At 62.3% G+C, this 23278-nt stretch carries 18 protein-coding genes; 13 read left to right on the plus strand and 5 right to left on the minus strand.

Annotated features, from left to right (window positions below; translation table 11 throughout):
- Window positions 1–6: 6 nt before the first annotated feature.
- The gene (locus MESCI_RS17945) at window positions 7–1401 is read right to left on the minus strand and encodes a M48 family metalloprotease (protein WP_013531361.1); all 1395 of its coding nucleotides are present in this window, start codon (window positions 1399–1401) and stop codon (window positions 7–9) included.
- Window positions 1402–1545: 144 nt separating this feature from the next.
- On the opposite strand from MESCI_RS17945, the gene MESCI_RS17950 reads away from it, so the two are divergent.
- Window positions 1546–2694 carry a pyridoxal phosphate-dependent aminotransferase gene (locus MESCI_RS17950; RefSeq protein ID WP_013531362.1) on the plus strand — a complete coding sequence of 383 codons (1149 nt, stop codon included), beginning with the start codon at window positions 1546–1548 and terminating at the stop codon, window positions 2692–2694.
- A 4-nt stretch (window positions 2695–2698) separates the two neighbouring features.
- Window positions 2699–3646, plus strand: coding sequence for a glutaminase (locus tag MESCI_RS17955; protein WP_013531363.1), 948 nt, complete (start codon window positions 2699–2701; stop codon window positions 3644–3646).
- Window positions 3647–3817: 171 nt separating this feature from the next.
- Here the strand turns inward: MESCI_RS17955 and MESCI_RS17960 are convergent, their stop codons facing one another.
- Complete coding sequence (locus tag MESCI_RS17960) at window positions 3818–6766, minus strand: Rne/Rng family ribonuclease (RefSeq protein ID WP_013531364.1); 2949 nt, start codon at window positions 6764–6766, stop codon at window positions 3818–3820.
- 654 nt (window positions 6767–7420) lie between these two features.
- On the opposite strand from MESCI_RS17960, the gene MESCI_RS17965 reads away from it, so the two are divergent.
- The 8 genes from MESCI_RS17965 to MESCI_RS18000 all read left to right on the plus strand — a co-directional run bounded on the left by MESCI_RS17965 (window position 7421) and on the right by MESCI_RS18000 (window position 15976).
- Window positions 7421–8683, plus strand: a complete 1263-nt coding sequence (locus tag MESCI_RS17965) for an N-acetylmuramoyl-L-alanine amidase (protein WP_013531365.1) — start codon at window positions 7421–7423, stop codon at window positions 8681–8683.
- A gap of 213 nt (window positions 8684–8896) precedes the next feature.
- Window positions 8897–11353: a penicillin-binding protein 1A gene (locus MESCI_RS17970; protein WP_013531366.1), complete on the plus strand. Its 2457-nt coding sequence runs from the start codon at window positions 8897–8899 to the stop codon at window positions 11351–11353.
- Between the two features lie 117 nt (window positions 11354–11470).
- A protein-coding gene (prfB, locus tag MESCI_RS17975; protein ID WP_013531367.1) for a peptide chain release factor 2 occupies window positions 11471–12602 on the plus strand; the annotation gives its coding sequence in 2 pieces (ribosomal slippage) (window positions 11471–11536 and window positions 11538–12602; 1131 coding nt in all).
- A gap of 65 nt (window positions 12603–12667) precedes the next feature.
- On the plus strand, window positions 12668–13099 hold the full coding sequence (locus tag MESCI_RS17980) for a GFA family protein (protein ID WP_063168090.1): 432 nt from the start codon (window positions 12668–12670) through the stop codon (window positions 13097–13099).
- Between the two features lie 288 nt (window positions 13100–13387).
- Window positions 13388–13765, plus strand: coding sequence for a hypothetical protein (locus MESCI_RS17985; RefSeq protein WP_013531369.1), 378 nt, complete (start codon window positions 13388–13390; stop codon window positions 13763–13765).
- A 169-nt stretch (window positions 13766–13934) separates the two neighbouring features.
- Window positions 13935–14303 (plus strand): GFA family protein, encoded by a 369-nt coding sequence (locus MESCI_RS17990; RefSeq protein ID WP_013531370.1) that lies wholly within the window; start codon window positions 13935–13937, stop codon window positions 14301–14303.
- A gap of 175 nt (window positions 14304–14478) precedes the next feature.
- Window positions 14479–15129 (plus strand): YiaD family glycine zipper/OmpA-like lipoprotein, encoded by a 651-nt coding sequence (locus MESCI_RS17995; protein WP_013531371.1) that lies wholly within the window; start codon window positions 14479–14481, stop codon window positions 15127–15129.
- 241 nt (window positions 15130–15370) lie between these two features.
- Window positions 15371–15976, plus strand: coding sequence for a hypothetical protein (locus MESCI_RS18000; protein WP_013531372.1), 606 nt, complete (start codon window positions 15371–15373; stop codon window positions 15974–15976).
- Between the two features lie 71 nt (window positions 15977–16047).
- Here the strand turns inward: MESCI_RS18000 and MESCI_RS18005 are convergent, their stop codons facing one another.
- Both MESCI_RS18005 and MESCI_RS18010 read right to left on the minus strand, forming a co-directional pair.
- Window positions 16048–17643, minus strand: coding sequence for a DEAD/DEAH box helicase (locus MESCI_RS18005; RefSeq protein ID WP_063172295.1), 1596 nt, complete (start codon window positions 17641–17643; stop codon window positions 16048–16050).
- Window positions 17644–17841: 198 nt separating this feature from the next.
- Window positions 17842–18615, minus strand: coding sequence for an NAD kinase (locus MESCI_RS18010; protein ID WP_013531374.1), 774 nt, complete (start codon window positions 18613–18615; stop codon window positions 17842–17844).
- Between the two features lie 723 nt (window positions 18616–19338).
- Between MESCI_RS18010 and MESCI_RS18015 the strand changes: the two genes are divergently transcribed.
- On the plus strand, window positions 19339–20310 hold the full coding sequence (locus MESCI_RS18015; RefSeq protein ID WP_013531375.1) for an NAD-dependent epimerase/dehydratase family protein: 972 nt from the start codon (window positions 19339–19341) through the stop codon (window positions 20308–20310).
- Between the two features lie 115 nt (window positions 20311–20425).
- On the opposite strand, the gene MESCI_RS18020 is transcribed toward MESCI_RS18015, so the two are convergent.
- Window positions 20426–20704 carry a hypothetical protein gene (locus MESCI_RS18020; protein ID WP_127370232.1) on the minus strand — a complete coding sequence of 93 codons (279 nt, stop codon included), beginning with the start codon at window positions 20702–20704 and terminating at the stop codon, window positions 20426–20428.
- Between MESCI_RS18020 and MESCI_RS18025 the strand changes: the two genes are divergently transcribed.
- Both MESCI_RS18025 and MESCI_RS18030 read left to right on the plus strand, forming a co-directional pair.
- Window positions 20676–21710 carry an extracellular solute-binding protein gene (locus tag MESCI_RS18025; RefSeq protein ID WP_013531376.1) on the plus strand — a complete coding sequence of 345 codons (1035 nt, stop codon included), beginning with the start codon at window positions 20676–20678 and terminating at the stop codon, window positions 21708–21710. The two genes, MESCI_RS18020 and MESCI_RS18025, sit on opposite strands and share 29 nt — an antisense overlap.
- A gap of 85 nt (window positions 21711–21795) precedes the next feature.
- Entirely contained in the window at window positions 21796–23223 is a 1428-nt protein-coding gene (locus MESCI_RS18030) for an amidase (protein ID WP_013531377.1), read from the plus strand.
- The last annotated feature ends 55 nt before the right edge of the window (window positions 23224–23278 follow it).

Consider the following 23278-nt stretch of genomic DNA (forward strand, 5'->3'; position numbering starts at 1 on the left):
GAAGGTTCACTTGATCTTGGTTGACGGCTTGTAGTTTATGATATCCTGGGCGCGAAGCCAGCGCGGCTCGCCGCGTTTCATCTGCTGCTGCGCCCGCATGGCGAAAATCTTCGCATCCTTGTAGTTGCCGGAATAGAAATGGCTTTCGGCGGTGGCAAGTTCAGCGCCAGGTATGTCGCCCAACTCGCCATAGGCCTGCGCCAGATAGCGATATCCGGCTGAATTTTCCTTGTCGCGACCGAGGCCATTGTTGATCTGCACGACGGCTTTTTTGAGGGAGTCGGGCGTGCCGACGGCCATCAGCGCCTGGCCCACGGACACCGGCAGCAGACCGGACCGAGCCGAATCGAGGCTGACCGCCTTGGCATAGGCGTCCGCGGCTTCCTTGGGTTTGTTGGCTTTCATCAGAATGTCGCCGCGCAGTTCCTGGAAGTAGGCATTCTTCGGTTGCGCCTTGATCAGTGCATTGGTCTTGGCGAGGGCGGCGGCGATGTTGCCGAACAGGTAGGTCGACTGGGCGTCGCCGTACTGGGCGGCGAGGGTTCCTTGCATCTTTCGCATCAGCCGGGACGCGGCCGCCTGGCCTTCCATGTAAACGGCGATCTTCACCCGCATCATGTCATGGCGCTGCTGCAGCGCGGGCGGGTCCGGCCTGTCGACATTGGGGTCCTGTTTCACCAGCACTTCGAGATTGGCGATGCGGTCCTGCGGCATCGGATGGCTGATCCGATACGGATCGACCTGGGCGCCCGAAAGCGAAAGTGCGGTCTGGAAGCGGCGGAATGTCTTCAGCATGCCCATGCCGGACTGGCCGGTGGCGTTGAGATAGGTGATCGCCGAGCGGTCGGCCGTCATCTCCTCGGTGCGCTGATAGGCGAGGATGCTGCGCTGTGCCATTTCGCCGCCGCCGGCAGCCACGCCCATGCCGGCGCCGGCGAGACCGCGGCTGCTGGTTGTGGCACCGGCGACAATGGCGCCGGCGCCAAGCAATGTCGCGATGACGGCCATCGTCTTGGCTCGTTCGAGCTGGTCGCGCAGCTTCTGCTGGTGGCCGCCGGCAATATGACCGGCTTCGTGCGCGATGACGCCGATGATCTCGTTGGGCGTTTCAGCCGTCATCAGCGCGCCGGTGTTGATGAACAGCCGACGCCCGGTAACGAAGGCGTTGAAACTCTGGTCGTTGACCAGAACGATGTCGATGCCGTCATTCGCCAGGCCGGCCGCCCTGAAGATCGGCCGCGCGTAATCGCGCACCAGCGCCTCGATCTCGGCGTCGCGCACCACCGGCACGTTCTGGGCGAAGGCGCTGACCGAGCTCGACATTGCAACGGCAACGCCAAGCGAAAGCGTCGCGAAGACGCGCGCTGCCTGGGCAATCGTCGATCTGGGTCGGCTCAACATGATGTGTCCACTGGTAGACGAGCGGGCGAAAGATGAAAAGTCGGCGCCGGAAACTTCCTCAACTTGTGATCCTCACATCAATCGGGCATTTGTGCGGCACATGCGCCAGTGCCTGGCGCCGTCAGTCATCGGGAATACTGGTTAATGGTCGTTTCGCTCTCACGCCGCGGCAATGTCGAGCCCTTCCATGCGATGGACATTCTGGCAGAGGCAAACCGGCTGAAGTCCCAGGGCGTGCCGGTTGTTTCGATGGCCGTCGGCCAACCCTCCGATCCCGCACCGGTTCTGGTTCGCGCCGCAGCAGCCAAGGCGCTGCAGGATGGGCGCATCGGCTACACCGACGCGCTCGGACTGGCAGGTTTGCGCAAGGCGATCGCCGGACACTACGCCGATCACTACGGGCTTGAGATCGAGCCTGGCCGGATCGCGGTGACCACGGGATCGTCGGCCGCCTTCAACCTTGCCTTCCTGGCGATGTTCGATCGGGGTGACCGCGTCGCCATCGCGGCACCCGGTTACCCTGCCTACCGCAACATCATGGCCGCACTCGGCATCGAGGTGGTCGAGATCGAGCTCGGCGACGCCGCCTACCTGCATGCCGGCCATTTGGAAGCCGCGCATCGTGAAAAGCCGCTGAAAGGCGTTCTCTTCGCCAGTCCCGCCAATCCAACCGGCGCGGTCATACCAGCCGATGAACTGGCGGCCCTGGTAAGGACGGCACAGGACCTCGGCATCGCCGTCATCTCCGACGAAATCTATCACCGGCTGGCCTATGCCGCCCCCGACACCACGGCACTTGCCTATGGCGGCGATGTGACGGTGATCAATTCCTTCTCCAAATATTACTGCATGACCGGCTGGCGAATCGGCTGGATGGTGCTGCCGCAGGAACTGGTGCGGCCGGTCGAGCGCGTCGCCCAGAGCCTCTACATCTCGCCGCCGGAGCTATCGCAGATTGCCGCGATCGAAGCGTTCAGGGCGACCGAGGAACTGGAGGCGGTAAAAGGCCGCTACGCCTGGAATCGCGAGCTCTTGCTGAAACGCCTGCCGGAACTCGGCTTTCCGCTGGCGGCGCCCATGGACGGCGCCTTTTATGCGTTCTGTGACGTCACCAGGCATACCAATGACAGCATGGCCTTTGCGCGAAAGATGCTGGCCGAGGCGCATGTTGCAGCAACGCCCGGCCGCGACTTCGACACTCAGGCTGGGCACCGGACCATGCGTTTCTCCTATGCCGGCAGCCACGACGACATGGTCGAGGCAATGGTGCGCATCGAACGCTGGTTGAGGTAGCACCATGCCGGAACTTGAACAGGCCCCCAAACTTGATCGGGCATTGGCCGAAGTCGCCGCCGAAATGGCCGAGCGCACCGATCGCGGCGACGTCGCTTCCTACATTCCGCAGCTGGGCAAGGTCGATCCGAAGAAGTTCGGCATCGCGGCGGTCACCAATGACGGCCGCGTGCTGATGGCCGGCGATGCCGACCAGGCATTTTCCATCCAGAGCATCTCGAAAGTGTTTACGCTGACACTGGCGCTCGGCAATGTCGGTGACGCGCTTTGGCAGCGGGTAGGCCGCGAACCGTCAGGCAATCCATTCAACTCGATCGTGCAGCTCGAGCATGAGAACGGCATTCCGCGCAACCCGTTCATCAATGCCGGCGCCATTGTCATTTCCGACATCCTGCTTGCCGGCCACCAGCCGCGCGAGGCGATCGGCGAAATCCTGCGCTTCATCCAGTTCCTCGCCGACGACGAAACGATCATCATCGATCGTGAGGTCGCGGCGTCCGAACGGGCCACCGGCTATCGCAACTTCGCGCTTGCCAACTACATGAAATCCTTCGGCAATCTCCACCACGCGCCGGAGCTGGCGCTGGGCGTCTACTTCCACCATTGCGCCATCGCAATGAGTTGCCGGCAACTGGCGCTCGCCGGCCGCTTCCTCGCCAATGGCGGCAAGAACCCGGCGACCGGGCATTCCGTGGTGTCGGCCGAACGGGCACGCCGCATCGGCGCGATGATGCTGACCTGCGGTCACTATGATGGCTCCGGCGATTTCGCCTTCCGCGTCGGCATCCCCGGCAAGAGCGGCGTCGGCGGCGGCATATTGGGCATCGTGCCGGGCGTGGCGTCGCTTGCCGTCTGGTCGCCCGGCCTCAATGCCAACGGCAACTCCAAGCTGGGGTCGATCGCGCTGGAAAAGCTGGCCAGGATGATGAACTGGTCGATCTTCGCGCCGTGATGCATGTCGCCCAAAAGTGCGCAGCGGTTTTGGGACAACGACATGCATAAAAATCAAAGAAGCGTTTTAGCCTTTCGCAATCCGGAATAGCGCCAGATAAGAAAATCCCGCACCGTCTTCGAGACGGCGCGGGATTTTTTGTCAACAAACTAGCTCAGGTGGCTGAAAGGCTTAGAAAAAGCCCTTCCGCTGCCACCATCCGCCGCGTTTCGGCTTGTCGTCGGTCTTGTCGTCGGTCTTGTCCTCGGCCTTGGCCGCGGGTTCTTCCGCTACGGTCGAAGACACCACCGGCTCGACCGGCGCATTCACCGCCGCCGGCTTGCGCCGCGACGGGCGGGCCTTCGGTGCCTTCTCGACAGCCGCTGCTTCGTCGGACGCCGTGGCCGGCGTCTCGACCGGTGCTTCCGCCTCGGCAGCCGGCTCTTCGGCGACGATTTCGGCTGCGGCCTTCTTCGGCTTGGCGGCACGGCGTGGCTTCTTCGGCTTCTCCGTGCTCGGCGCGTCGTCATTGGCCGGAGCAAGCACCACCGGCTCTTCGGCCGCTGCGGTAACCACCGGCTCGCTGGCGATCACCTCGGTTGCCGAGACTTCGCCTTCGGACGCGTCGGCTGCTTCGCCAGCACTTGCCTCAGCCTCGCCTTCACCGTCTTCGCGGCGGTTGCGCTTGCCGCCGCGCTTGCCGCGCCGGCGCTTCTTGCCCTGGCCTTCGTCCGAAGCTTCAGCTGTGGCAGGAGTTTCGGAAACACCAACAGGGGCATTGTCGTCCGCTTCCGCGTCGCCATCTCCGGCGGCCGAGTCCGAGTCCGAAAACTCGCCGGCCGGAGCCGAGACGGAAGCACCGTCCGCAGGGGCGCCATGTTCGCGATCGCGATCCTTGCCGCCACGCCGACGCCGACGCTTGCGGCGCTTGCGGTCGCGGCCTTCGCCTTCCTCACCACCGGCAGCGGGCCGCGGCTGCTGTTGCTGCGGCTGCTGGCGTGGCTGTTCTGCCTGGATCGGCGCCTCGTCGTCTTCCTCGATGACGGCAATCTCATCCTCGGGCTCGTCCGGCTCGACATAGGCCGGGAAGCTGCGCGCCTCGACAAAGCCTTCCGGCTTTTCAGCCAACGCGCCGCGGAAGATCGCATAGTGCTGCGAACCCACCGAATCGTCGGCCTCGACGGTGATCGTCAGCCCGAAGCGGCTTTCGAGTTCCACCAGCGTGCCGCGCTTGTGGTTGAGCACGTAGAGTGCTGTCGCCGCCGGCGTCCGCACCGTGATGTGGCTGCGCGAATCCTTGAGCAGGAATTCCTCGATCGCCCGCACCACCATCAGCGCGACCGACGAATCGGAGCGCACATGGCCGGTGCCGCCGCAATGCGGGCAAGGCTTCATGGTCGATTCCAGCACGCTGGCGCGGATGCGCTGGCGTGACATCTCCATCAGGCCGAAATGCGAGATACGGCCGACCTGGATGCGCGCACGATCGTTCTTGAGGTGATCCTTCAGCCGCTTCTCGACGGAGCGGTTGTTGCGGTTCTCCTCCATGTCGATGAAGTCGATGACGATCAGGCCGGCAAGATCGCGCAGCCTTAGCTGACGCGCGACTTCCTCGGCCGCTTCCAGATTGGTGTGGAGCGCGGTGTCCTCGATCGAGTGCTCCTTGGTGGAGCGGCCCGAATTCACGTCGATGGCAACCAGCGCTTCGGTCTGGTTGATGATGATGTAGCCGCCGCTCTTCAGCGTCACTTGCGGCTGCAGCATGCGGTCGAGCTGTGCCTCGATGCCGTTGCGTACGAAGATCGGCGTCGTGTCGCGGAACGGCTGAACCACCTTGGCGTGGCTCGGCATCAGCATGCGCATGAAGTCCTTGGCCTCGCGGTAGCCTTCCTCGCCGGAGACAAGAATCTCGTCGATATCCTTGTTGTAGAGGTCGCGCACCGAGCGCTTGATCAGGCTGCCTTCCTCGTAGACCAGGGCAGGGGCCGTGGACTGCAAGGTGAGATTGCGGACATTTTCCCAAAGCCGCATCAGATATTCGTAGTCGCGCTTGATCTCTGCCTTGGTGCGGCTCTCGCCGGCGGTGCGCAGGATGACGCCCATGCCCTGCGGCACTTCGAGATCGGCGACGACCTCCTTGAGCCGCTTGCGGTCGACCGCGCTGGTGATCTTGCGCGAAATGCCGCCGCCACGCGCCGTGTTCGGCATCAGCACCGAATAGCGGCCGGCCAGCGACAGATAGGTGGTCAGCGCCGCGCCCTTGTTGCCGCGCTCTTCCTTGACGACCTGCACCAGGAGGATCTGCCGGCGCTTGATCACTTCCTGGATCTTGTACTGGCGGCGCACCGGCTTGCGGCGGTTGCGCACTTCTTCCAGCGCATCCTCGGCGCCGACCGATTCGACCTCGTGATCGTCCGGATGCGAGGACTGCACTTCTTCCAGCATGCCGCGATCATTGTCGCCGGAGGTCGCTTCGCTGCCTTGTTCGGCCAGCGGGACGGCTTCGGAAATCACATCGGCCTCGACCGAGGCGGCGATCGACGTCGGGCCGCCTTCGCGGATTTCGCCTTCGTCCTGTTCGGCCGAATCCTCGCCATGCTCGGACGCATCTGCATGTTCGGACGAATCAGCCGCATGTTCGATGATCTCGGACGTGTGCGAGATGTCCTCGACACCAGCGTCGGCACCTTCTTCTGCCTCGTCGGCAGCGTCGCTCGCCTCGCCGGAATCGGCTGCATCGCGCTTGTGCTCGCCCCGGTCGCGGGGCTTGCCGCCGCGCCTGCGGCCGCGCCGTCCGCGATCGCGGCTCTGGCGATCATCGCCGTCGCCGTCCTCGTTCTCCTCGTCCTCAGCCTCCTGCGCTTCCGCGCGCAGCAGTGCCTGACGATCGGCGACCGGAATCTGGTAGTAATCGGGGTGGATTTCACTGAAGGCGAGAAAACCGTGACGGTTGCCGCCATATTCGACAAAGGCTGCCTGAAGGGAGGGCTCTACGCGCGTTACGCGGGCTAGGTAGATGTTTCCTTTGAGCTGCTTCTTGTCCTGGGATTCAAAGTCGAATTCTTCAATACGGTTACCGCGTATGACGACAACGCGTGTTTCCTCCGGGTGGGAGGCGTCTATCAGCATTTTGTTGGGCATTATTTCGTTTCCCCCCGGCAGCCGTCAGCCGCAGCTTGCGAGGCAAAGCCTGCTGCTGCGTGTCTGGAATGTGGGTGCCGGATATTTGAACGTCCGTCGGCCGCCGCTTGAGCGCCATGGCGGTGCCGCCCGCAGCCATAATGGCGCGGTTTGATGCGGACCTTTCCATGATTGCGCTTGAAGCCATCGTCACCAACAGAACCTTTTGAACCAAAGCCCGGACGAACCGGACCAGCTTGTTTGCTCATACAGAGCCGGCACGGGAACAAACCCGGCCGTTTTCCTCACGCAGGCGATTCCCCCGCCACGGGAGCACGCCTGCGAAATTCGTCGCGATCACCTGAACCCTTTTCGCCTGAAGCGAAAGGAGCCGCCTTTACGTCTGACCCTGTAGCAAGAAGCTGCGGAGGAGGGCGGTTCCAGGATTGCAGTGATCCACCATCGCTTTTATGATTTGGCGGGGTGGATGGCAACCCCGATTTCCGATGCCGGCAAAAAGCCGTTCCGTAGCGTAAAGCCAGGCTTGCGGCCCTGCATGAAAAGGCTTGGTTAACCTTCTCTGGATACCAATCGTTAATCGAGTTCGCGGCCTAACCGGCATTTCGACGAAACGACCGGGCGCAGGGCGCCAAACCGGGAGCGACTGCAAGAGAGATGGGATTGGCGGACTTCACAGACAAGGGATGTCCTGTCGGCGGCCGGATCCTGGCCGCTTTCTGCCTCTTGCTGCTGCTGGCGGCCTCATCCGTCTTGTCTTCAAATGCCAGTGCCGCCGACGCTCCGCTCGTGGCAAAAGGCTACAAGATGGCCGGCGATGCCACCAAGATGCGCATCGTCATGGATTTCGACCGCGAACCCGATATCAAATGGTTCCTGCTGCGTGGTCCCAACCGTCTTGTCATCGATCTCGCGAATACGAGATTCGCCGTGGATGCCAAGGATTTGAAGGCGCGGGGCCTGGTCAAGGGCGTGCGCCTGGGCGAACTCGGCGAGGGCGTTTCGCGTCTGATCCTCACCGGCAAGGGACCCTTTGCCGTCGACAAGTTCGACGTGCTCAAGAACGAGGACGGAACCGGCTACCGCATTGCCATCGATATGTCGGCGGCATCCGAACGCGAGTTCGATGCCGCACTTGCCAATCAGGCGCTGACCACCGGATCGACCGTTTCGACCGACAAGGGAGGGCGGGTCGGCACCGGGCCGGTCTCCAATCCGGGCCATCGGTTCACCGTCGTCATCGACCCCGGCCATGGCGGCATCGACGGCGGTGCCGAGGGCCTGAACGGCACCATCGAAAAAAACGTCACGCTGGCCTTCGCCACGGAGCTGCGCGACAAACTCGCGGCGGTCGGCAATTATGATGTGTTCATGACGCGCGACACAGACGAATTCCTGCGTCTGGACGACCGCGTGCGCATTGCCCGTCAGCATGAGGCCGACCTGCTTATTTCGATCCATGCCGACACGATCAGCGTCAAGGGCATTCGCGGCGCCACCGTCTATACCGTCTCCGACAAGGCTTCGGACCCCGAGGCGCAGGCGCTTGCCGACCGTGAGAACCTCTCCGACCAGTTCGCCGGCATGGAAATCAAGAACGACAACAAGGAAGTCACCGACATCCTGATCGACCTGATCCGCCGCGAAACACACAATTTCTCGATGAGTTTCGCCCACACGCTGGTTGGCCAGTTGTCGACCAGCGTCGGTCTTATCAACAATCCGCAGCGCTCCGCGGGTTTCAAGGTGCTCAAGGCACCCGATGTGCCGTCGGTGCTGGTCGAACTCGGTTATCTCTCGAACGCCAAGGACGAGGCGCAGTTGCTCAACGCCGACTGGCGCGGCAAGGCGGCCCAGAGCATAACCAACGCCGTCGCGCTGTTCGCGTCGGCCAAGGCCGGATCGGGAACCGGAGGTTGACATGACCGGCGACGCCTGCAACCAGAGGCGGCGTTGCGCGACGACAACACCCAGTGCTTTTATTTCCGGCCAGCAGCCGTGAAATCAGGCATTGCCGTATTTTGTCCACATGGCGGCGACAAGGGTTTTCGATTACGGATTGGGACCGGCTCGAAAGCTTGCGTGAAAGGCGGCTTCGTTTAGGAAATTCCCGAACCAAGGACTGGAGCGGGTATGATTCGTCTCATTGGCTATTTTTTCGGCATCGGCACGACGCTGGCCCTTCTGGTCGCGGCGGGCGTTGCGATCTACATCGGCCATTTGTCGAAGGATCTGCCCGACTACGAGGTGCTGGCCAAATACGAGCCGCCGGTGACCACCCGCATCCATGCGTCCGACGGCGCGCTGATGGCGGAATATGCGCGCGAACGGCGCCTGTATCTGCCGATCCAGGCCATTCCGGACCGCGTCAAGGCGGCCTTCCTGTCGGCGGAAGACAAGAATTTCTACAATCACCCGGGCATCGATGTCACCGGCCTCGGCCGCGCCATCATCGTCAACCTGCAGAATTTCGGCTCGGGCCGGCGCCAGGTCGGCGCTTCGACGATCACCCAGCAGGTGGCGAAGAACTTCCTGTTGTCCTCGGACCAGACCTACGAGCGCAAGATCAAGGAGATGATCCTCGCCTTCCGCATCGAGCAGGCCTATCCCAAGGATCGCATTCTCGAGCTCTACCTCAACGAAATCTTCTTCGGCTTCGGCGCCTATGGCGTCGCCGGTGCGGCGCTGACCTATTTCGACAAGTCGGTCAACGAACTGTCCGTGGCCGAGGCCGCCTACCTGGCCTCCCTGCCCAAGGGGCCGAACAACTATCACCCTTTCAAGCATGCCGATCGCGCGATCGAGCGCCGCAACTGGGTCATCGATCAGATGGTCGAGAACGGCTATGTCACGCGTGAGGAAGGCAACAAGGCCAAGGCCGAGCCGCTGGGCGTGACGCCGCGGCGCAGCGGCACCTATCTGTTCGCCGGCGAGTACTTCACCGAAGAGGTGCGCCGCCAGATCATCGCCCGCTACGGCGAGAATGCGCTCTACGAAGGCGGCCTCTCCGTCCGCACCACGCTCGATCCGAAGATCCAGCTCATTGCCCGCAAATCGATGCAGAACGGGTTGATGAAATACGACACGCTGCGCGGCTATCGCGGGCCGGTGACATCGATCGATGTCTCGGGCGACTGGGGCGTGCCGCTTGGCGCCGTCAAGGGACTGGAGGATGTTCCCGAATGGTCGCTCGCCGTCGTGCTCGACAGTTCGGCGACCGGCCTGTCGATCGGCCTGCAGCCCGCACGGCAGGCGTCGGGCGAGATCGTCAAGGAGCGCGTCGAAGGCACCATCAGCAAGGAGGACATGGGTTTTGCCATGCGCCATGTGGTCGCCGGCAAGACCGTCAAGGCCAAGTCGCCGGCGGAGGTGCTGAAGCCGGGCGACGTCATCTTCGTGCAGAAAAACGATGGTGCCGAGGGCACCTACAGCCTGCGCCAGGTGCCCGAAGTGGAAGGCGGCCTGATCGCCATGGACCCGCACACCGGCCGCGTGCTGGCCATGGTCGGCGGCTTCTCCTATGCGCAGTCCGAATTCAACCGCGCCACGCAAGCCATGCGCCAGCCGGGCTCCTCGTTCAAGCCGATCGTCTATTCGGCAGCGCTCGACAATGGCTATACGCCGGCCTCGGTGATCATGGACGGGCCGATCACGATCCAGAGCGGCAACACGAGCTGGACGCCGAAGAACTATGACGGCACCGTCGCCGGTCCGGCGACCCTGCGCTCCGGCATCGAGAAGTCGCGCAACCTGATGACGGTGCGGCTTGCCAATGACATGGGGATGAAGCTGGTGGTCGAATATGCCGAGCGCTTCGGTGTCTACGACCATCTGGCACCCTATCTGCCAATGGCGCTGGGTTCCGGCGAAACCACCGTGATGCGCATGGTGTCGGCCTATTCGATCATGGCCAATGGCGGCAAGTCGATCAAACCGTCGCTCATCGACCGCATCCAGGACCGCTACGGCAAGACGGTGTTCAAGCAGGACGAACGTGGCTGCCAGGGTTGCAATGCGCAGGAATGGCAGAACCAGCCGGAGCCGGAGCTGGTCGACAATTCCGAGCAGGTGCTCGACCCGATGACCGCCTACCAGATCACCTCGATGATGGAAGGCGTCGTGCAGCGCGGCACCGGCGCCACCATCGGCGAACTCGGCCGTCACATCGCCGGCAAGACCGGAACCACCAACGACGAAAAGGACGCCTGGTTCATCGGTTACACGCCCAACCTCGTCGTCGGCCTCTACATGGGCTATGACACGCCGCGCGGCCTCGGCCATGGCGCCACCGGTGGCGGCCTCGCAGCCCCGATCTTCAAGGACTTCATGCGAGTGGCGCTGGACGGCACGCCCAATGTCGACTTCAAGGTGCCGGAAGGCATGAACCTGGTCGCCATCAATCGCAAGACCGGCATGCGTGCCGCATCGGGCGATCCCGGCACCATCATCGAAGCCTTCAAGCCGGGCACCGGTCCCGCCGACAGCTATTGGGTGATCGGCATGGGCGCGGACGGCTCCAATGCCACCGGTGGCGCACTGTCGCCGCAAGCCAATCAGGCTATCCAGTCCGGCGGCGGCGGCCTCTACTGACGATTTTCAGGGGCGGATGGGCTGGCCTTGGGCCGGCCCATTTTGCTTTACAGCCGGCGGCGGCGTGCCTATGTATCGCGCCGACCGATTTCAGCAAACAGGACAGAACAGCCAGCCATGCGCGCGGAAACGCAGAATATTGTCGACGAGATCAGGCAGGCGATAACCCTGCTGAGGAGGCATCTTTGACTGGGATCAAGCCATAAAGCGGCTTGAATACCTCAATGTGCGCGCCGAGGACGCCAGCCTCTGGAACGAGCCGCTGGAAGCGCAGAAGCTGATGCGCGAACGCCAGAGCCTCGAAGAAGGCATCGCCTCGGTGAAAGGTCTGACGCAGGCGCTGGAAGACAATATCGGCCTGATCGAACTCGGCGAGGAAGAGCGCGATGAGGGCGTGATCGCCGAGGCGGAAGCCGCGATCCGCTCGATGCAAGGCGAAGCGAAGGCCCGCCAGGTCGAGACGCTGCTGTCGGGTGAAGCAGACTCCAACGACACCTATCTCGAAATCCATGCCGGTGCCGGCGGCACCGAAAGCCAGGACTGGGCCTCGATGCTGCTGCGCATGTACACGCGCTGGGCCGAGCGGCGCCGTTTCAAAGTCGAAGTGCTGGAAATGCATGACGGCGAAGAGGCCGGCATCAAGTCCGCCACGTTGATGATCAAAGGCCACAACGCCTATGGCTGGATGAAGACGGAATCGGGCGTTCATCGCCTGGTGCGTATTTCGCCCTATGACAGCAATGCGCGCCGGCATACGTCCTTCGCCAGCGTCTGGGTCTATCCGGTCATCGACGACACGATCGAGATCGACGTCTCCGAATCCGACGTCCGCATCGATACTTATCGCTCGTCCGGCTCGGGCGGCCAGCACGTCAACACCACCGATTCGGCGGTGCGCATCACGCATCTGGCCACTGGCATCGCGGTCGCCTGCCAGGCCGAACGTTCGCAGCACAAGAACAAGGCCAAGGCCTGGGAGATGCTGCGCTCGCGCCTTTACGAGGAAGAGCTGAAGAAGCGCGAGGCGGTTGCAAACGCCACCGAAGCATCGAAGAGCGATATCGGCTGGGGCCACCAGATCCGCTCCTATGTGCTGCAGCCCTATCAGTTGGTGAAGGATCTCCGCACCGGCGTCGAGAGCACCAGCCCGTCGAGCGTGCTCGATGGCGACCTCGACGATTTCATGGAAGCCTCGTTGTCGCAGCGCATCGAAGGCGGTGCCGGCGAAGCCGTGGCGGACCTGGACTAGGATATGCCCATATTCAGGTGAGGCCGGCCTGGCCTCATCTGAACATACCCCTGCGCACCACAGCAATGGAGGAGAGAGTGCCGAGCAAGCTCACCGGAAAATGCTTTTGCGGCGCGGTTCACTACGAGGTGGCCGACGAATTCCTCTATGCCGCGAATTGCCATTGTTCGGACTGCCGGCGCACCACCGGTTCGGCATTCAAGCCTTTCGCCGGTATCGAGCGTGAAAAGTTTGTCCTCACCGAAGGCGAGGACAAACTCCTGATCTTCGGCGACCAAAGCGGCCACAACGCGCATTGCTGCCAGTGCGGCTCCTTGCTTTATTCGCTCGTGCGCGACGGCGCCTACGTCCATGTCGCCATGGGAACGCTCGTCGACGACCCATCCATTCGTCCAACCGAGCACATCTTCGTCGGTTCGAAGGCGGGCTGGTTCACCATCACCGATGACCTGCCGCAGTATCAAGAGCACGTGATTGCCGGCTCCGACCAGCAATAGGCTGGAACCACAGCGGGCCAATCCCGTTTATTCGACGCCCGTTTGCCGGGAATTGACCTTGGCCTCATCTCGTCGGCGGTAGCGGATGCCTGACGTCTGTAGAACGATGTCGGGAATGCATGTTCTTGCGCCGACCAAGGAATCAGCCCAGCATCCAAGGGCTGGGAGAGAAAAAGCATTTATGGCCGGACGCGGCATATCTGCGACCCGACGATCCGGCCACTGGGAAGATACGTTCCGGGAACGGGCAAGCGAAACGCTTGATGCTCGTTTGAAAGGAACGTTTCCATGTCTGCTGCCACACTCAGATCGGCCAATGCCGTTCAACCGGCTGGCCGACTTTTGTTTTCCCTGTTCGCGATCGGCGCGATGGCAATGCTGACGGCACCTGCCTTCGCGCATGACGCCACGCCCACGGCGGCAAAGCCACAAGGCTGGAGTTATCCGTTCGCATGCTGCGCCAACTATGATTGTCGCACGACCCATACGGGCGAAGTGCTGGAGAAACCCGAGGGCTATGTCATCGCCGGAACGGGTGAGGTCGTTCCAATGACCGACAAGCGTGTCAAGGACAGCCCGGACGGCGAGTTCCATTGGTGCGCGCACCAGGGGGGCCTCGACGCCGGCAGGACAATCTGCCTGTTCGTGCCGCCGCGCTCGTATTGACGATAGGAACGCATTCCGACGTCCGCCTGATCGCGTGTGACGGGACGGGCTTGCTGAGACCAGCCTGTCGCGGTAGCGCCGGGTGATGCTTGCTGACAGACAGTTGTCAGGAGCACCTCTTTATGCTGCCTTTGCCGCACAGGGGGGCGGCGACAGGAGGAGTTCGTTGATGACCATCAAGGCAAGCTGTCATTGCAAGGCGACGACATTCGAGGTTTCGCAAGCACCGCAGACGGTGACGCAATGCACCTGTTCTTTCTGCTCGAAACGCGGCTCGCTCTGGGCCTATTACGTGCCTTCGCAATTCAAGCTCACCAGCCCGATGGAGAACGTCTCTTTCTATCGTTGGGGGTCGAAGACCGTAAAGCACGGTTTTTGCGCCACCTGCGGCTGCGGCACCTTTACCGAAACGCCGGACTGGTCGACAGGCGAGCCGGATTTCGACAATCCCAAGATCAGCGTCAACTCGCGGCTGTTCGATGATTTCGATCTCGAAAAGGTCGAAGTGGTTGTCATAGACGGCAAGAACCTCTGGTAGCTTATCCAAACAATTCCGGCACGGCGATGCGGCGCCACCACCGGGTATTGGTCTCTCGGGAAAAGCCGTGAACGGCGCTTTTGCCGTTCCGCTTTTCGCCGCAATTCATGGTACAAGTCGCGGGAAGGGCTGATTTGGCGCCACCGCAAGGCGTGACTTGGAGAGGGACCATCCTATGAAAAAGACTGTGCTCGTCGTCGTGGCGACGGCTGTGCTCGTGAGCGCCTGCACCACTACCGATCCGTATACAGGCGACCAGAAGATTTCCAACACGGCGGCCGGCGCCGGCCTTGGCGCCCTGGCGGGTGCCAGCCTTGGCCTGCTTGCCGGTGGCAACGACCGCCGCAACGCACTGATCGGCGCCGGCATCGGCGCGCTGGCCGGCGGCGCCATCGGCGCCACGATGGACCAGAACGAGGCCGAACTGCGCCGGCAGCTCGAAGGCACCGGTGTCAGTGTCACCCGCAGCGGCGACCAGATCATCCTCAACATGCCGTCCGACATCACCTTCAACTCGGATCAGGATGCGGTGAAGCCCGGCTTCTACCAGGTCCTGAACTCCGTCGCGCTGGTGCTGAAGAAGTTCAAGCAGACCACGGTCGACGTGTTCGGCCACACCGATTCGACCGGTGGCGACCAGCATAATTTCGATTTGTCGCAGCGTCGTGCTTTGGCGGTGGCGAACTATCTGTCCGGTCAGGGCGTGGATCAGCGGCGCTTCGCCGTCACAGGCTTCGGCAAGACACGTCCGGTCGCATCCAATGCCACAGCCGAAGGTCGGGCGCAGAACCGCCGCGTCGAGATCCAGCTGTCGCCGCTCACCTGATCCGTCCGGCAAGCGGATGCGAAACGGCCCTCATGCGGGGCCGTTTTTGTTTGAGCTGACATCGGCGCTCTGGATGGGCACGGTATAGATTTAGTTATTGCTAAAATATAGCTTTCCGGCGGCCATGGAAAGGAATAGCATCATGGCAGTCCAGCGGGGATGAGGCGGTGTAACCGGCCGCGCAATCAGCATTTTTCCGCCTCGGTCTTGCACGGCCAGATCAGAAATCTGGGAGGAATGCATGACAAGAACAGCCAGCCTTGGGCGCTGTGGCGTCCTCGTTTTAACAGGTTTGGTAGGCGCGTGGCTGAACGTTGCTTCGGCTCGGGCCGAGGACGCCAACAAGGCCGACATTGAAGCCTTGAAAAAGTCGCTCGCCAAATATGAGGATTACACCGCTGCCGTCCGCGATCTCTATCTGTCGACGGTCGGCTGCGTCTACTACAGCGGAGAAAAGATAGCGGGCGCGATGGATTACCCGAAGGGCGCCATGGGTATTCACTTCGTCAATGTACCGAGTGTCGGCCAGAAGCTCGACCCGATGCACCCCAACGTGCTGATCTATGAACCGACCAAGAAGGGTTTGCGGCTGGTGGGCGCGGAATGGCTGGTGCCTCTGACGCCGGACATAAAGGAGCCTCCGAAGCTGTTTGGCCAAACCTTCATGGGGCCGATGGAGGGGCACTACCCTCTCATCCCGAAGGAGTTCGTCCACTATGACCTTCATGCCTGGCTCGGAGACAATCCGAACGGCATGTTCAGTCCGACGAACCCGAACGTGAAATGCTCGAAGGCCGAGTTTCCGATGCTGGAAAAACCGACCAAGATGATGCCTGGGCCGATGTAACGGGCGAACCAGGCTGGAGCTCTACCGAGAAGGCAAGCCGGATGGCTGGCTTGCCTTCGAAGCGGTCGGGATCAGACCTTGGCGACGATCCGCATGAAGGCCGGCATGTCATCGCCGAAGCCAACGGTGGAATCGTTGTCTTCCTGGTGACGTTGGCGGGCAGGGCGGCTGTTGTCTCGCTGCGGCCGGGTATCGCCGCGTTCCGGTGCGCGCTGTTCGTTGCGATCGGACGATTTGCGCTCGGTGTTTTCCGAACGGATCGCTTCCTTGCGCGAGCGCCGTTCGCCGACGTCGGCGGCTGCCGCTGCGACCTCGGCCACCGGCTGGTCCTCGCGGACTGTTTCCGGTGCCGTGTCTTCGCTGCGCTTGGCGTGGCGTTCGCGCGGTTTGCGCTCGCCGCCCTTTTCCCTGCTGCGGTCGTCGTCCTTGCGGCCGGCGCGGCGCGGTGCGCCCTTGCCACGGCGCGGAGCATCGTCCTCGCCGCCTTCGCTGGCAACCACCGTCGACAAGTCGCCGTCATGCCATTCGATCTTGTTGCCGATCAGCCGCTCGATGGCGTCGATGTATTTGGTGTCCGACTTGGTCGCGATGGTGAAGGATTTTCCGGAGCGTCCGGCGCGGCCGGTACGGCCGATACGGTGGACATAATCCTCGGCATGGATCGGCACGTCATAGTTGAAGACATGGCTGACGTCGGGGATGTCCAAGCCGCGCGCGGCGACGTCGGAAGCGACGAGGTAGCGCAGCTTGCCGTCGCGGAAATTGGCCAGCATCTGCATGCGCGCGCGCTGGTCCATGTCGCCATGCAGCGCACCGGCGTCGAAATCATACTTCAGCAGCGAGCGGAACAGTTCCGACACTTCGATCTTGCGGTTGCAGAAGATGATGGCGTTCTTCAGTTCGGCATCTTCGGCCTTGATCAGGTTGCGCAGCGTCTCGCGCTTGTCCCACGGCTTGGAGCCTGATTTGACCAGCCGTTGGGTGATGTTGGTGGCGGCGGACGCGGCCTTCGAGACCTCGACGCGCACCGGCGCATGCAGGAATTTCTCGGTCAGCTTGGTGATTTCCGGCGGCATCGTCGCCGAGAAGAACAGCGTCTGCCTGGTGAACGGGATCATCTCGCAGATGCGCTCGATGTCGGGAATGAAGCCCATGTCGAGCATGCGGTCGGCTTCGTCGATGACGAGGATCTCGACGCCATTGAGCAACAGCTTGCCGCGCTCGCGGTGATCGAGCAGGCGGCCGGGCGTCGCGATCAGCACGTCGACGCCGCGCTCCAGCTTCTTGTTCTGTTCGTCGAATGAGACACCGCCGATCAGGAGCGCGATGTTGAGCTTGTGGTTCTTGCCATATCGGATGAAATTCTCTTCGACCTGCGCGGCGAGTTCGCGCGTCGGTTCCAGGATCAGCGTGCGCGGCATACGGGCGCGGGCCCGGCCGTTTTCGAGGCGGGTCAGCATCGGCAGCACGAAGGAAGCCGTCTTGCCAGTGCCGGTCTGGGCGATGCCCAAAATATCCTTGCCGAGCAAGGCGTGCGGGATCGCACCAGCCTGGATCGGCGTCGGCTGGGTGTAGCCGGCGTCGGTGACTGCGGAAAGGACCTTCGGCGACAGGCCGAGGTCTGCGAAGGTCAACGCTTCTTGAGCGGTCGTGGTGTCTGAGGACAAGTGTTGTTGTCTTTGGCTGGTTCGGGGAAGCGCAACGGCGTCTAATGGCGTCGCGGCAAGCGCCACGCGCCTGCAAGATCGGTATTGCAATTAGGAGCAAGCCCTCGATTTGTCAACAGAAACGGGCAGCAATGGCACGATTGTGAAGTTGTAACCTTAATCGGGATGCTTAATCGACCTGTCGGTCGCAGCGCCGGCTCAATAGCGGAACTGTTCGGCGAGAATACGCTCGTTCCAGGAATGATTGGGATCGAACAGCAACGTTGCTGTCGCGGTGGGTGATTCTCGCACCGTCACCGAGGTCACCGCCTTGACCTCGGTATGGTCGGCGGCGGCGTTCACCGGCCGCTTTTCCGGCTCGCGGATGTCGAAGCGCACTGTCGCTTTGTTGGAGAGCAGCGCGCCGCGCCAGCGGCGCGGGCGAAACGGGCTGACCGGGGTCAGCGCCAGCAGCGGCGCGTCGAGCGGCAGGATCGGCCCGTGCGCCGAAAGATTGTAGGCGGTGGACCCGGCCGGGGTTGCGATCATGACGCCGTCGCAGTTCAGTTCCTCAAGCCGGACCTGTTCGTCGACGGTGATGCGGATCTTGGCCGTCTGGTACGATTGACGCCACAGCGCCACCTCGTTGATAGCCAGTGCCGAAATCGTTTCGCCTTCCGAGGTCACGGCCAGCATCTCCAGCGGGCGGATGGTTTCGGCGACGGCGGCTTCGAGACGCTCGGTCAGGCCACCGGAACGATACTCGTTCATCAGGAAGCCGATGGTGCCACGGTTCATGCCGTAGACCTTCTTGCCGGTCCCCATCGTATCGCGCAGGGTCTGCAGCAGGAAGCCGTCACCCCCAAGGGCAACGACGATCTCGGCCTCCTCGACGGAAGACTGGCCATAGCGCGCCGACAGGCTTTCCAGCGCCGTCTTGGCGTCAGCGGTGTCGGACGAGACGAAGGCGATGTGGCTGGCGGCTTTGCTCATGGCTCCCCGATGACGACCGGTTGGCAGCGGCAGGGCCGCGCCAATTTCGGGGTAGCATAGGCGGGTTAGGTCTGCAAACGGAGCCGCCATCCCGGATGGCAATGCCATTCCGGGATGGCGAGGCGACCGCGGGACGGCGGATGCGGACATGCGTTCGCGTATCATGTCAAAGGCTACGCGAATGTGATGGTTAAGACCGGCCTTAAAGTCTCGTAAAGCCGGATCGGTCATGTTAGCCGGCAGTGGATGGGTGGCGTGGGGGCTAGCCAGTCGAGGCCGACATATTGCCGGTAACACGCCTGATCATTGTCTTTCTGATGCTGGGAAGCTTCGCGCTGCTCTTTGCCGAACTGGTGCGCCAGTCCGAAGAGACGAGCTTCCGACCGCAGCCCACGGCGTCGCGCTGTGGTGACGCAGCCGGAGCGCCATGCCCGCAAAGGGCGCTGTAGCGCTGTAACCTGATCATCCTTTCGGATGACCGGCGGCATTGGCGGCCGCTTCGGTGCGCGACATCGCGCGGCAGTTTCTCTCCTTAAAAGCAGAGGCCGGTCGGCTGCCGCACGTTCCACTCGTGAAAGCTTGCTGTTTGCACTCGCGGCGCTTGGCGGTGTAGATGGGTGCACCGATTGGCGGAAAGGTTTTTGGGTAGCCTCGTATCCGCCGTTGTTGGGAAACAAGCCCTGCGGCTCGTTGACTGGCCGGGTGTCTGGAGCAGGGGGTTCCATGTCGCGCAGCGTGTTGATTTCTGGTGGCTGCGGCTTCCTCGGCTCACATCTGGTCGACCGTCTGTTGCGGCGAAGCGATCTGGAAAAGCTGATCGTCGTCGACAATCTTTGGACCGGGACGCGAGACAACGTCGCACATGTCGCCGATCCGCGTTTCGATCTGCAGATTGCCGATGCCGAAAGCTTTTCATCCCTTCAACGCTTCGATGAGATCATTCATCTCGCGTCGCCGGCTTCGCCGCTTTGGTACATGCGCGAGCCGGTACGCACGATCAAGGCCAACATCGGCGGCGCGCTCAATCTTCTGACGCTGCTCAAGCCCGGCGGCCGTTTCTGCTTCGCCTCGACCTCGGAAGTCTATGGCGACCCCCTGGTTTCACCCCAACCCGAGAGTTACAGGGGATCGGTGGACTGCACCGGTCCCAGGGCCTCTTATGATGAAAGCAAACGCTGCACCGAGGCATTGCTGTTCGAACAGCAGCGGGTTGTCGGGCTCGACATTCGCGTCGTCAGGATTTTCAACACATATGGGCCGCGAACCCGCATCGACGACGGACGCGCCGTTTCGAACTTTGCCATCCAGGCTCTGACAACCGGGGTGCTGACGGTCTATGGCGACGGGTCCCAATCGCGCAGTTGGGGTTATGTCGACGACATCGTCGAGGGGCTGGAACGTTACTTCTGGCGCGACGGCATCTCGCATCGCGGCCCTCTGAACATCGGCAACGATCACGAGGTTTCCGTCCTGCGCATCGCGGAATTCGTCAGGTCGCTTGTCCCCGGCAGCCGCATCGAGCACCACCCTCCGGCTCCCCAGGATCCGACAAATCGGCGTCCGGACCTGACGTCGGCGAGGCATGTCCTTCCTGGCTGGGAAGCCAGGACGGGCTATCAGGAAGGCATCGGGCGCACCTTCGATTGGTTCCGTCAGCGAATTGCGGCCGGAACCGTTGCGGCCCCAACGGCCTGACGCGCCCGACGTCGCGGCCAAAGCTCTTTCCTGGCTGCCCACTTGGTCACCACCGCATCGGGCGCATCGATCGGCGAGCCATGGCCGTATCCGCATAAAGATATTGACTGCATGTTTAGTCATAGTTACTCCTGAGGTCGCGAATTGAGTTGGACAGCCGGCGCCAGCCGGTGAATGGCCACCATGAAGAGGGGAATATCTCGACTGCGATGCGGCTTGCCGTTGCCGGTGCGCCGCATGCCGCAAATGCGATGTCGACGGCCGTTCTCGTGCCGTCGATCGGCATTGTCGCGGCCATCTTTTCGTCAGCAGGAAACGGACCTGAGGCCGTAACGCCGCCGGTCCCAACAATGGGAGCATACAGCATGAACTGGAAACTGACCGCGACGGCCATCGGCCTGTCGCTGCTGACTGTCACGGGCGTTGCCCATGCCGACGGCGAACTCAACATCTACAATTGGGGCAACTACACCAGTCCCGACCTGATCAAGAAGTTCGAGGAGACCTACAAGGTCAAGGTCACCGTCACCGACTATGATTCCAACGATACCGCCCTGGCCAAGGTCCGGCAGGGCGCCTCCGGCTATGACATCGTCGTGCCCTCGGCGAGCGTCGTGCCGGTCTGGATCAGCGAAGGTCTGCTCTTGGAGACCGATCCCAACAAGATGGAGAACTTCAAGAACGTCGATCCCAGGTGGGTCGATGTTCCATTCGATCCAGGCCGTAAATATACCGTTCCATGGCAGTGGGGAACGACCGGCATTTCGGTGAACAAGTCGGTTTATGCCGGCGACCCCAACACATCGGCGATCTTCCTCGACCCACCCCCCGAACTCGTCGGCAAGATCAATGTCGTACCCGAAATGGGTGACATCATGTTCCTCGCCATCGCTTACGAGGGTGGCAAATATTGCAGCAGCGACATGCAAATGCTGAAGAAAGTGCATGACAAGCTGGTGGAGGCCAAGGCGAAATGGCTTTCGCTCGACTATGCGGCCGTCGATGGCCTGGGCAGGGGCGACATCGCCGCGGGCGTCAACTGGAACGGCATATCGCTGCGCGAGCGGCTTGAGAACGACAAAATCGTCTATGGCTATCCCAAGGAAGGCTATCCGATCTGGATGGACAATGTCGCTGTCCTCAAAGACGCCAAAAACGTCGACAACGCCAAGCTGTTCCAGAATTTCATCATGGATCCGCAGAATGCGGCACTGATCTCAGCCTTTGCGCGTTATTCGAACGGTATCAAGGGCTCGGAAGCCTTCATGCCCGACGACATGAAGACCGCGCCGGAAGTCAACATTCCCGCCGATTTCGCCGCCAAGGGCCAGTTCATGCAGGCATGCCCGCCCGACGTGCAGGCGCTCTACACGAAGATCTGGACCGACCTGCAGAAGTGACCTGACCAAGCTTTCCCGCGCCGCTGCACGCGGCGCGGTCATCTCCGTCCATGCAACGCGATGCGCAGATCGCAGGAGACTCCCCATGACCGATCTCGACCTTTGCTACATGCCGGCCAGCGAGGCGCTGCGGCTGTTCAAGGCAAAGAAGCTTTCGCCCGTCGAACTGATGCAGGCCACCATCCGCCGCGCCGAAGCCACCAAGCCGACGATCAACTGCCTCACCTTCACGCATTTCGACGAGGCGATGGATCTGGCCAGGAAAGCCGAGGCGAAATACGCCAGGGGCGCCCGTACCGGGGCGCTCGAGGGACTGCCGATCGGCATCAAGGACGAGAGCTACATCAAGGACAAGCCGACCTCGCACGGCTCGCTGCTGTCCCGGGATGCCATCGGTGGCCATACGTCGACGATGAACGAGCGCATCATCAAGGCCGGAGGCATTGTCCATGCCCGCACGGCGACGCCTGAATTCAGCTGCGCCGGCTACACCTGGTCGAAACGCTGGGGCGTGACGCGCAATCCGTGGAACCCGGATTTCACGCCCGGCGGTTCGTCCGGCGGTGCCGCGGCGACGCTGGCGTCCGGCACGTCGTCGATCGCCACCGGCTCGGACATTGCCGGGTCGATCCGAATTCCCGCGTCGGCCTGCGGTCTTGTCGGCTTCAAGCCGCCTTACGGGCGCAATCCGGACGAGCCGCCGTTCAACCTCGATTTCTACTGCCACACCGGACCTTTGGCGCGAAACGTCGGGGATGCGATCCTGCTGCAGAATGTCATGTCCGGACCGAGCCCGCTCGACATCGCCACGCTCCGCCCCAAACTGCGCCTGCCCAGCGACTACAAGCCGATCAAGGGCTGCAAGATTGCTTTCTCGATGGACCTCGGTTCTTTCGAGGTCGATCCGGACGTGCGCAAGAACACGCTTGCCGCCTGCGATGTGTTTCGCTCGCTTGGCGCCACGGTCGAGGAAGTCGATCTGGGCTGGGGCGACGACGTGCTCAAGGCGGGCATGGCCTATCTCGAACATCTGTTCGGCGCCTCGCTGTCGCAACTGCTCAAGGAGCACGGCAAGGACATGACGAGCTATGCCAGGCAGTTCGCGGAGGACGGGCAAAGGTCGAAGGCGACGGACTTTGTCGGAACACTGGAAGTGGCGGCCAGGATGTACCAGACGCTGGGGCCGCTGCTGGAGACCTACGATGTGCTGATCTGCCCGACCAACGCGCTTCCCGCCGTGCCGGCGGAGTTCGATCAGACAACGGGCACGGTCGAGATCAACGGCAAGCAGGTGAACCCGTCGCTTGGCTGGGTTATGACGACGCCGTTCAACATGATGAGCCGCTGTCCGGTTCTATCCGTGCCGTCGGGCCGGGCGGCAAGCGGCGTGCCGACAGGCATCCAGATCGTCGGCCGCACCTATTGCGATGCCGATGTCTTCCGGGCGGCCATGGCCTATGAGACGGCCAAGGGGCAGTGGTACACAAACGCCGAAACGCGCCCGTCGCTATAACAGGGCGATGCGGCCCTTGCCGCGATCGTGGTTGATCTGCGGTTTCGGTTGTGGT

Source organism: Mesorhizobium ciceri biovar biserrulae WSM1271 (assembly GCF_000185905.1).
GTDB classification, from domain to species: Bacteria; Pseudomonadota; Alphaproteobacteria; order Rhizobiales; family Rhizobiaceae; genus Mesorhizobium; species Mesorhizobium ciceri.